The sequence below is a fragment of the Streptomyces sp. YIM 98790 genome (genome assembly GCF_011421595.1).
In the GTDB taxonomy this organism is placed as follows: domain Bacteria; phylum Actinomycetota; class Actinomycetes; order Streptomycetales; family Streptomycetaceae; genus Streptomyces.
On the sequence record NZ_WTLH01000058.1, the window covers coordinates 22,528 to 32,159 of the forward strand.

The 9,632-nt window shown below is 75.2% G+C and carries 9 protein-coding genes and 1 tRNA gene; 5 read left to right on the forward strand and 5 right to left on the reverse strand.

All coding sequences use genetic code 11. The features are described from left to right. Nucleotides 1-152: 152 nt before the first annotated feature. The 5 genes from GQS09_RS12510 to GQS09_RS12530 all read left to right on the forward strand — a co-directional run bounded on the left by GQS09_RS12510 (nt 153) and on the right by GQS09_RS12530 (nt 5,321). On the forward strand, nt 153-662 hold the full coding sequence (locus GQS09_RS12510) for a TetR/AcrR family transcriptional regulator (protein ID WP_165986110.1): 510 nt from the start codon (nt 153-155) through the stop codon (nt 660-662). Between the two features lie 191 nt (nt 663-853). Further along, nucleotides 854-1,648 carry an alpha/beta fold hydrolase gene (locus tag GQS09_RS12515; protein WP_165986111.1) on the forward strand — a complete coding sequence of 265 codons (795 nt, stop codon included), beginning with the start codon at nt 854-856 and terminating at the stop codon, nt 1,646-1,648. Nucleotides 1,649-1,650: 2 nt separating this feature from the next. Beyond that, entirely contained in the window at nt 1,651-3,042 is a 1,392-nt protein-coding gene (locus tag GQS09_RS12520; RefSeq protein WP_165986112.1) for a hypothetical protein, read from the forward strand. A gap of 10 nt (nt 3,043-3,052) precedes the next feature. Beyond that, nucleotides 3,053-4,624, forward strand: coding sequence for a hypothetical protein (locus tag GQS09_RS12525; protein WP_165986113.1), 1,572 nt, complete (start codon nt 3,053-3,055; stop codon nt 4,622-4,624). A gap of 103 nt (nt 4,625-4,727) precedes the next feature. Then, nucleotides 4,728-5,321, forward strand: coding sequence for a dihydrofolate reductase family protein (locus tag GQS09_RS12530; protein WP_165986114.1), 594 nt, complete (start codon nt 4,728-4,730; stop codon nt 5,319-5,321). Between the two features lie 15 nt (nt 5,322-5,336). On the opposite strand, the gene rsgA is transcribed toward GQS09_RS12530, so the two are convergent. From rsgA to orn, 5 genes are all read right to left on the reverse strand, one after another. Next, nucleotides 5,337-6,344, reverse strand: coding sequence for a ribosome small subunit-dependent GTPase A (gene rsgA, locus GQS09_RS12535; protein WP_165986115.1), 1,008 nt, complete (start codon nt 6,342-6,344; stop codon nt 5,337-5,339). A gap of 31 nt (nt 6,345-6,375) precedes the next feature. After that, nucleotides 6,376-7,749 carry a 3-phosphoshikimate 1-carboxyvinyltransferase gene (gene aroA, locus GQS09_RS12540; protein ID WP_165986116.1) on the reverse strand — a complete coding sequence of 458 codons (1,374 nt, stop codon included), beginning with the start codon at nt 7,747-7,749 and terminating at the stop codon, nt 6,376-6,378. Between the two features lie 199 nt (nt 7,750-7,948). Beyond that, nucleotides 7,949-8,665: a M50 family metallopeptidase gene (locus GQS09_RS12545; protein ID WP_165986117.1), complete on the reverse strand. Its 717-nt coding sequence runs from the start codon at nt 8,663-8,665 to the stop codon at nt 7,949-7,951. Nucleotides 8,666-8,735: 70 nt separating this feature from the next. Beyond that, nucleotides 8,736-8,808 (reverse strand) — tRNA-His (locus tag GQS09_RS12550). Between the two features lie 117 nt (nt 8,809-8,925). Next, a complete protein-coding gene (orn, locus tag GQS09_RS12555) occupies nt 8,926-9,522 on the reverse strand; it encodes an oligoribonuclease (protein WP_165986118.1) in 597 nt (198 codons plus the stop codon). Nucleotides 9,523-9,632 lie beyond the last annotated feature (110 nt).

Here is a 9,632-nt window from a genome sequence, read left to right on the forward strand (position 1 = left end):
GGGACCCCCGTGCCCCCACGGGGTGCCCGCGGGGCGCGAGCGGCGGCCGGGAACGGCCGCAGGGGCCTGCACGCCGTCTTGACACCCCTGTGACCCCCGTCAATTCTGTGCCACACCAGGCCAGTGCCGCTCCGGAGCCGACGGAGGCGACGATGCCCACCGCGCGAGAGTCCCTGCTGGAAGCCGCCCGGGCCGCCGTGGACGCACGGCCCTGGCAGGGGGTGCGAATGGTCGATGTGGCGGCCGCGGCCGGCGTCTCCCGGCAGACCCTGTACAACGAGTTCGGGGACAAGGCCGGGCTCGGCGCGGCACTGATGGAGCAGTGCGTGCGCGGCCTGCTGCACGGCCTGGAGGAGCGTCTGCGGCACGGCGAGGGCACCACCGACGAGGAGGCGCTGGCCGCCGCGGCGGACTGGATGGTGGTCGCGGCCCGCCGGGACCGGCTGGTCCGCGCCTCGCTGACCGGCTGCCGCTGCCACGGGGTGCCCGGGCCGCCGCCCGATCCGGGAAGCCTGATCGCGCAGCTGCGCGACCGGGCGGTGCAGGCGCTGTCCGCGCCGCCCGGAGCCCCCGACGAGGCGCTTCCCCGCCGTTGCGAGACCGCGCTGCGGCTGGCGCTGTCGCATGTCGTCGCCCCGGCCGCGGCCCCCGCCGCGGCCTGAGCGGCGCGGACCGCACGCGGAGCACCCCGTTTTGCTCTCCCCCCATGCCCGATTTGTTGAGTAACGTCGGAAACATGCCGAATACCGAACCCCCGAGGCGGCCGGGCACGGGACCGCGCGGCACCGGCCGCGGCCCGGGACGAGGCGACACCCGGAGCCGGCCGGCACCGCAGCGGGGGGAGGGGACGGCCGTGACCGGCACCGCTCCCGGACACCTGTGGCTCAGTGGCGGCGGACGGCGGATGTTCGCCCGGGTCTGGCCGTCTTCCCCGGCCTCCCCGCGGGCTCCGGCGGTCGTACTGGTCCCCGGGTTCGCGATGTCCGGCCGGTACCTGGTGCCCACCGCCGAGCGGCTGGCCGGACCGTTCCGGGTGTACGCGCCGGACCTTCCCGGCTTCGGCCGCGGCGGACGCCCCCGCCGCGCGCTGCCCGTCCCCGGACTGGCCGACTGCCTGCGCGACTGGCTGCGCGCCGCGGACGCCGAGGGCGGGGCCCTGCTGGCCAACTCCTTCGGCTGCCAGATCGCCGCCGACCTCGCGGCACGCCATCCGGACGCGGTCCGGGCCCTGGTGCTCACCTCCCCGACCGTCGCCCCCGGGATGCGGTCGGCCACGCGGCTGCTGGCCGGATGGGTGCGGGAGACCCGGACCCAGACCTGGGCCCTGCGCCGCATCCAGGCCGGGGACCACCTGCGCGCGGGGCTGCTCCGGCCACCGGGCACCTTCCGGACGTTCCGGTATCTGCTCGCCGACGCGATCGAGGACAAACTGCCCCGGATCACGGTTCCCACGCTGGTCCTGCGGGGCACCGCCGATCCCTTCGTCTCCCGGGCGTGGGCGTCGCGCGCGGCCGGGCTCGTCCCCCGGGCCCGGATGGCGGAGCTGGACGGCGCCCGCCACGCCATGGTGCACGAGGACCCCGACCAGGTGGCCGAGGCCGTCCGGCCGTTCCTGCGGGACCATCTGTACCGCGGCGGGGAGGAGTGACCATGGGCAGCCGCACCCCCGCCTTCCTGGCGGGCTTCGACTCCGCGACCGCGATGGTCCGGGCCACCTCGCGCTTCCTGGCCGGCCGGGACTTCCCGGCCCTGGGCTTCCCGCCGGTGCTGCAGCCCCCCGCCACGCTGGTGAACACGCTCCCGCGCCGGCTGCGGGAGGCCGTGTACATCCTGACCGGCTGGGCGGGCACCGTCCCGCCGCGCAGGCTGGCCCGGCTGGACGCGGAGGCGCTCTCCGGCTGGGCGGCCGCCCAGTACCCGCGGCGGCGCTACCCGGCGGTCGCCATCGGTTCCGCCAACGGCGCGGTGGTCCACCTGTGCGCCGCACTCGGCATGCCCTGGCTGCCGCAGACCTTCCTGGTGCCGGTCCGGTGGCGGGTCCATCCCGACGAGCCCGCGGAGGCGCTGCGCGCCGGACTCGGACCGGCACGGACCCTGCTGGAGGCCAACCCGGACCTGCGGCTGCACCACATGCACGACGCGAGCCAGGACCGGCTGATGGCCCGGACCATGGCCTACTTCCGGGTCAAACGCCTGCGGCTGGGACACAGCTACGAGCGGTTCCTGGCCGAACGGCTGGAGAGCGGGGGCACCGTCTTCGTCATCGACTGCGAGCGGACCTGGCCCACCCGCACGATCGGCGACCGCCACGTCTTCCAGCACGGTGCGGTGGGAGGCGCCACCGAGGAGGAGTTCCACCGCGGCGGCCCGCGGGTCGCCGACTACCTGCGGCGGTACGGCTCGCCCCACCGCCGGTGGGAGGCGCCGGAGCCGGACGGGCGCAGCCCCGAGGCCGAGTGGGGATTCGAACCGGCCCTGCTGGACGACATCGAGCGCGCGGCCCGGGAACGCGGCCACCGGGTGGTGCGCGTCCGGTTCCCCGAACCGCAGGACATGAGCCCGCTCGTGGCCGATCTGTACCGGTGGTGGTACCGGCTCCGGGGAATCCCGGCGGACCGGCTGCTGATCGAGTCCTTCATCGTCATGGAGCCGTGGTGGGCCCTGCGGACCGGGTCCACGCCCTTCTGGACCGAGTTCAACACGGAACCGGCCTTCCAGGCGGTGAACGCCTACCTCGACCGGGCCGGCCCCTTCGGCGAGATCCACCTGATGCTCTTCAACCACGGTGTCGACTCCGTCGGCGTCGTCCCGGCCGGCCAGTGGCAGGCCCTGCTCGCCCGCGCCCGCGTACGGGGAAGCTGGCTCGGCGGGGAGCCGGAGAAGTATCCCCTGGACTTCGCCCAGTACGCCCGCTACCACCGTGCCGTGCAGCGGATCCCGGCACGCCACCCGGTGCCCGCGCCGCTTCCTCTGTCCCGGTTCGACGCCTTCCTGGACGAGCACGGCGGCCGGTACCGGGTCCGGTGGGAGCGGCTGCGGTGACCGCGGGGCCATGAGCGGACCCGTCCCTCCGGTGCGGCCGGGCCCGTTCCTCCTGCTCACCGCCGCCGTCACCGGGCTCGCCGCGGCCGGTGTCCTGCCCCGGTGGCCGGGCGTGGTGCACCTGGTGGCGCTGCCCCCGCTGGACCTGGTCACCGACCTGCGGCTGCTGATGGCGGCCGGCTCCACCTACCCGCAGTTCCTCGCCGGACTCGCCGGCGCGCTGGCGCTGCGCATCACCGTGCTGGCGTTCCTGCTGGGCGGCCCGCGCGGGCCGGCACTGCGGTACGCCGCCCGCTTCTACCTCGCCGTGCTGCCGGGCGCATTCCTGGGCGCCGCGCTGCTGCTCGGCGCGGGCGCCCTGCTCTTCTACGGGCTGTTCTGGGCCGGGTTCGCCGTGGTGCTGCTGGTCACCGCCCTCACGGCGGCCGTGCCCTGGGCCGCGCCGCCCGGGCTGGGCCGCGGATTCGCGGCCGCCGCCCGGCGCGGGCTGCGGCTGGGGACGGTGGGGGCCTACCTGGCCGCACTGGGCCTGACCGGAGCCGCGGCCGACCTGACCCGCCCCGCCGGCCCGGTGCTGCTGGTCCCCGTCTCGGCGCTGCTCACCCTGACGGCGGTCCGTGCGCTGCGCGCCGACCCCGGCTTCCGGCCGGCCCGCCGGCTGGTGGCCGCGGTCCCGGCCGCCGGGCTCACCGCGCTGGCGGTGATCGCCGCGACCGGGCCCGCCGGGCCGCCCACGGCCCCGCCGCCGCGGGAGCCCCGCCCCGGCTCCCTGATGCTGATGTCCGGGGTGGACTCCTCCTCCGGCAGCGGCGCGATCCTGGAGATCGACCCCCACGCGCTCGGCTACCGGTGCGGGCGGACCTTCTACTACTCCTACGCGGGACCGGGCGGCGGGCAGCCGCGCAACGAGGCGCTGTGCCCCGTCACCACCGGCGCGCCCTACGGGCCCGAGGACACGCTGCGCCCCACCGGGCAGCTCATCGCCTTCCAGGAGGCCCAGCTCACGGGGCTGCCGCAACCGGTCGTGCTCGCCACCCACTCCCAGGGGGTGTGGATCAGCTGGGAGGCCGCCGCGGACGGCCGGCTGCCCGGGGTGACGGAACTGGTGCTGGTCGGTCCGTTCCCGGACAACCCGGTCCCGTACCCGCCGCAGGGCGGGACCGGACGGTCACGCCTGGCCGCGGACGTCGCGCGGATCGCCGCCGGGCTGCCCCGGCCCGGCGGAAGCTCCCGGTTCGAGCCCGACTCCGCGCTCGGCCGCGAGTGGCTCGCCGACCCCGGGGCGATCGAACGGACCCTGGCCCGGCGGCTGCCGCCCGGTGTCCGCGCCCTCGGCGTGGCCAGCGTCTTCGACCTGCCGCTGATGTCCGGCGGCCCCCGCCTGCGGGGAGCGGCCGACGCGTGCCCGGTCCCGGTCATCCATCCGAACCTGCCCTACTCCGGCGAGTTCCAGGAGGCGGTCGCCGCCTTCCTCGACGCGCGGGACCTCCCCGGCTGCCCGCTGTGGAGGTCCCTGGTCGGCCCGGCCTTCCGCCCGTTCGCCGTCCCGGACCTGGAGCCCGGCCGGCCGGGCACGGCATGACGTGCCGCGCCGCCGGGCGGGCGGTTGTCAGTGGCTGCCCCTAGCGTGGTTCTCGTTCGGGCAGCGGATCAGCCGGCTGCCCCGCCGACCCCGAGGAGCGGATATGCGCATCGTCGCGAGCGAGTTCATGAGCCTGGACGGCGTGGTGCAGGCCCCCGGCGGGCCGAAGGAGGACACCGACGGAGGCTTCGCCCACGGCGGCTGGTCCATGCCCTACTTCGACATGGAGGTGATGGGCTCCGACATCGACCAGGCGATGCAGAAGACCGAGGCCATGCTCTTCGGCCGCCGCACCTGGGAGGTGAGCGCCCAGGCCTGGCCCGCCCAGTCCGGGGACCCGTTCGCCGACCGGCTCAACGCCCTCCCCAAGTACGTGGTCTCGGACACCCTGTCGGAGCCGGATCTGGCCGTCTGGCAGGACTCCCGGCTGGTGCGCCCCGGCGAGCTGCGCGAGACCGTGGAGCGGCTGCGCGCCCAGGAGGGCGGCGATGTGCAGACCTACGGCAGCCCCACCCTGGTCAGGACGCTGCTCTCCGAGGGCCTGGTGGACGAGTACCGGCTGATGATCGAGCCGGTGATCCTGGGCGGCGGCAAGCGGTTCTTCCCGGAGGAAGGCCAGTTGCGCAAGCTCCGCCTGGTCTCCTGCAAGGAGGCCCGGACGGGCGTGCTGATCTGCGTCTACCACCCGGAGTCCTGAGGGACGCCGGCCCCCTCAGTCGCCCTCCTTGCGGTCCCGGGTGGCTAGCAGGCGGCGCAGGGAGTCCAGCCGGGCCGGGTCCGCGTGGCCCTGGGCGACCCAGTCGTCCAGCGCGCAGTCGGGTTCGTCGTGGCTGCACGCCCGGGGGCAGTTCCCGGCGCCCGCCTCCAGGTCCGGGAAGGCGTGAATGACCCGGTCCGGGTCCACATGGTTCAGGCCGAAGGAGCGCACTCCCGGGGTGTCGATCACCCAGCCCTCCTCGTCCGCCAGCGGCAGTGCCAGAGCCGAGGTGGTGGTGTGCCGGCCGCGGCCGGTGACCACATTGACCTCGCCGGTGGCGCGGCGGCGCTCGGGCGGCACCAGCGCGTTGACCAGGGTGGTCTTGCCCACCCCGCTGTGGCCGACCAGTGCGGTGACGTGGCCCGCCAGCAGTTCGCGCACCTCGGCCGCGCCCGTCCCGGCCAGCTCCTCCACGCTGGTCACCACATGGCGGATGCCCAGCGGGGTGTAGGTGTCCAGCAGGGCGTCCGGGGCGGCCAGGTCGGATTTGGTGAGGATCAGCAGCGGGTCCAGCCCGGCGTCGTAGGCGCCGACCAGGCAGCGGTCGATCAGCCGGGGCCGCGGTGGCGGATCGGCCAGCGCGGTGACGATGGCCAGCTGATCGGCGTTGGCCACCACCACCCGCTCGTACGGATCGCTGTCGTCGGCGGTGCGGCGCAGCACCGAGCGGCGCTCCTCGACCCGGACGATCCGGGCCAGGGCGTCGCGGTCGCCGGAGAGATCGCCGACCAGCGCCACCCGGTCGCCGACCACCACACCCTTGCGGCCCAGCTCCCGGGCCTTGACCGCGACCACCCGGCGGCCGTCCACCACGCAGGTCAGCCGGCCGCGGTCCACGGTGATCACGAAGCCCTCGACGGCATCCTCGTAGGCGGGCCGCCGGCTGGTGCGCGGCCTGCTGCCGCGCCGCCCGGGGCGGACCCGGATGTCGTCCTCGTCGCTTCGCCTGTCGTAACGCCGCATCGGTACCGTCTGCCTGTCGTGCCGGTGTCCGTCAGGCTCTCGCCACGGGACGGGCGGCCGGCACCGAGCCCTCGACCATCTCCCGCCACAGCTCCGGGAACTCCGGCAGCGTCTTGGCGGTGGTGGCCACGTTCTCCACCATGATGTCCTTGACCACCAGGCCCAGCACCGCCGCGGCGGTGGCCAGCCGGTGGTCCTCGTAGGTGTGGAAGACGCCGCCGTGCAGCGGGCGGGGCCGGATGCGCAGCCCGTCCGCGGTCTCGGTGACGTCCCCGCCCAGGGCGTTGATCTCCCGGCTGAGCGCGGCCAGCCGGTCGGTCTCGTGCAGCCGGAGGTGACCGATGCCCCGCAGCACGGACTCGCCCTCGGCCAGCGCGGCCACCGCGGCGATGCCCGGGGCCAGCTCCCCCACGTCGCCGAGGTCGGCGTCGATGCCGAGCACCCGGCCGCCGCCGGTGAGGGTCAGCCCGCGCTCGTCCAGCACGCAGGAGCCGCCCATCGCGGTGAAGATCTCGCGCAGCCGGTCGCCGGGCTGGGTGGTGCGCCGGGGCCAGTCGGGGATGGTGACCGCCCCGCCGGTGACCAGGGCGGCGGCCAGGAAGGGCTGCGCGTTGGACAGGTCCGGTTCGATGACCAGGTCGCGGCCGAGCAGGGCGCCCGGCGCCACCCGCCACACGCCCGGCTCGCCGCCGGACTCCGGGGCGTCCACCTGGGCACCGGCCCGGCGCAGCAGGTCGACGGTCATCCGGATGTGCGGCAGGGAGGGCAGGCGTCCGCCGCTGTGGCGGACCTCCACGCCCTGGTTGTAGCGGGCGCCGGAGAGCAGCAGGGCGCTGACGTACTGGGAGGAGGCGGAGGCGTCCACGGTGACCGGGCCGCCGTCCATGGTGCCGGTGCCGTGCACGGTCATCGGCAGTGCGCCGCGCCCGCCGTCGTCGATCCGGGCGCCCAGCGCACGCAGCGCGTTGATCAGGCCGGACAGCGGCCGTTCATGGGAGCGGGGGTCGCCGTCGAAGGTGACCGGCCCCTCGGCGAGCGCGGCCAGCGGCGGCAGGAACCGCATCACGGTGCCGGCGTTGCCGACGTCCACGGCGGCCGGCCCGGCGGGCGTGGCCGGGATCACCCGCCATGCCTCGCCGTGCAGATCGGGGGCGCCGGAGACGGTGGCGCTGGAGGAGAGGGTCTCCTCGATGCCGATGCCCAGGGCGCGCAGGCCGTCGGCCATCAGCAGGGTGTCGCGGGAGCGGAGCGGGCGGCGCAGCCAGCCGGGTTCGGCGGCCAGCGAGGCCAGGATCAGTGCGCGGTTGGTGAGGGACTTGGACCCGGGCACGGTGACGGTCGCATCCACCCCGCCGGGGGCGGACGGCGCGGGCCAGAAAGCGAGGGATTCGCTGCGTTCCGTCATGACAGCCACTTTAGTGCGTCACCCAGTGTCTTTGCGCGTCACCGAGTGTCACAAAAGGGGAGCGGTTCCCGGCGGACCGCACCCTCACCGGAGGACCACGCCGGGCTCACCGGGCATCCACCGGCCGGCCACCGGATGTTCGGCCGGCAGGGCCCGGCCGGGCCGCCGCCCGATCGGCAGCCACCGTTCAGGCGACGCCTCAGGACACATCGAGCAGCCACCGGCCGCCGCCCACCAGGGCGATCAGCGTCACCGCGTGGAAGAACAGCAGCCAGACCAGCGCGGGCAGATGGGTCAGCCGGGCGAGCTGGTCGGCGTCCGAGTCCGGGGCGCCGCCGCGCCGCCGCTTGCGCTGGAGCTCCCACACCGGGCGGATGCCGCCGAACAGCAGGAACCACACGGCCAGATAGGCGAACGCCGCCTGGACCTCGGGCTCGGTCAGCCAGGACACCAGCAGGAACAGCGCGCCGGTGAGCACCATGGTCAGCACGCCGTAGAGATTGCGGATCATCACCAGCATCAGCAGCAGCAGTGCGGTGGCGCCCCACAGCAGGGCGGTGATCCGGCCCGCGCCGAGCAGCGCGGCGCCGCCCAGGCCGAGCAGGGAGGGGGCGGTGTAGCCGGCCGCCGCGGTCAGCACCATGCCGAGGCCGGAGGGCCTGCCCCGGGAGAGGGTGAGGCCGGAGGTGTCGGAATGCAGGCGTATGCCCTCCAGCTTGCGGCCCATCAGCAGCGCCACCAGGCCGTGCCCGCCCTCATGGGCGATGGTGATGGTGTTGCGGGTGACCCGCCAGACGGACCAGGGGCCGGTCATCAGCAGCGCCGCGGCGGCGGTCGCCAGCACCAGCCACAGATCCGGATCGGGCTGCAGGCCGGTGAGCTCCTCCCACAGGCCGTCCACGTCAGCGAATGCCATGCCACCCCCGGCCGCGCCGATCAACGACGGGAACCCCCGTCCAGCGGTGATGGACGGGGGTCCCTCCAAGGGTGAGCGACGGGACTTGAACCCGCGACCACCTGGACCACAACCAGGTGCTCTACCAGCTGAGCTACGCCCACCATGACCAGCCCGGAGGGGCCGCCTTGCGGCTGCCCGTCGCGCTGGCCGTAATGAGTGTACAGGGTGCCCGGCCGTGCTCGCGCCGGGCTTTCGCGCCCCGGCCCGCCGCGGCGCGGTCAGCCCGGGGTGTGGCGGGCGGCGATGGCCCGGGCGGTGTCGGAGTCCGGGCCGGGCGGGGGCACGAAGACCGCCTCCCGGTAGTAGCGCAGCTCGGCGATGGACTCCCGGATGTCGGCCAGCGCCCGGTGGTTGCCGGCCTTCTGCGGACTGTTGAAGTACGCCTTGGGATACCAGCGCCGGGCCAGCTCCTTCACCGAGGAGACATCGATGATCCGGTAGTGCAGATGCTGTTCCAGACGCGGCATGTCACGGGCCAGGAAGCCGCGGTCGGTGCCCACGGAGTTGCCGCACAGCGGGGTCTTGCCGGGCTCGGGCACCCAGCGGTGCAGATACTCCAGCACCCGGTCCTCGGCCTCGCGCAGGGTGGTCCCGGCGTCGAGCTCCGCCAGCAGGCCCGAGGCGGTGTGCATCTGCCGCACCACCTCGGGCATGGACGCCAGGGCGCTCTCCGGCGGGCGGATCACCACGTCCACGCCCTCTCCGAGCACGTTCAGCTCGCCGTCCGTGACCAGGGCGGCGACCTCGACGAGCGCGTCGTCCGTGAGCGAGAGCCCGGTCATCTCGCAGTCGATCCACACCATCCGATCGTTCATGCGAGCCACCGTACCCGTTCACCGCCCGCGCGCCCCGCCGCGCGGCGCGAACGGCGCAGGCCAGGCCGGGAGGGCCGGTGCCGGCGGCCGGCGGACGCCCACCCCGCGCG

Bases quoted from the DNA above. Each gene is read 5' to 3' on its own strand.
- GQS09_RS12510 (WP_165986110.1), top strand. From the start codon at position 153: ATGCCCACCGCGCGAGAGTCCCTGCTGGAAGCCGCCCGGGCCGCCGTG.
- GQS09_RS12520 (WP_165986112.1), top strand. From the start codon at position 1,651: ATGGGCAGCCGCACCCCCGCCTTCCTGGCGGGCTTCGACTCCGCGACC.
- GQS09_RS12525 (WP_165986113.1), top strand. From the start codon at position 3,053: ATGAGCGGACCCGTCCCTCCGGTGCGGCCGGGCCCGTTCCTCCTGCTC.
- GQS09_RS12530 (WP_165986114.1), top strand. From the start codon at position 4,728: ATGCGCATCGTCGCGAGCGAGTTCATGAGCCTGGACGGCGTGGTGCAG.
- rsgA (WP_165986115.1), bottom strand. From the start codon at position 6,344: ATGCGGCGTTACGACAGGCGAAGCGACGAGGACGACATCCGGGTCCGC.
- aroA (WP_165986116.1), bottom strand. From the start codon at position 7,749: ATGACGGAACGCAGCGAATCCCTCGCTTTCTGGCCCGCGCCGTCCGCC.
- GQS09_RS12545 (WP_165986117.1), bottom strand. From the start codon at position 8,665: ATGGCATTCGCTGACGTGGACGGCCTGTGGGAGGAGCTCACCGGCCTG.
- orn (WP_165986118.1), bottom strand. From the start codon at position 9,522: ATGAACGATCGGATGGTGTGGATCGACTGCGAGATGACCGGGCTCTCG.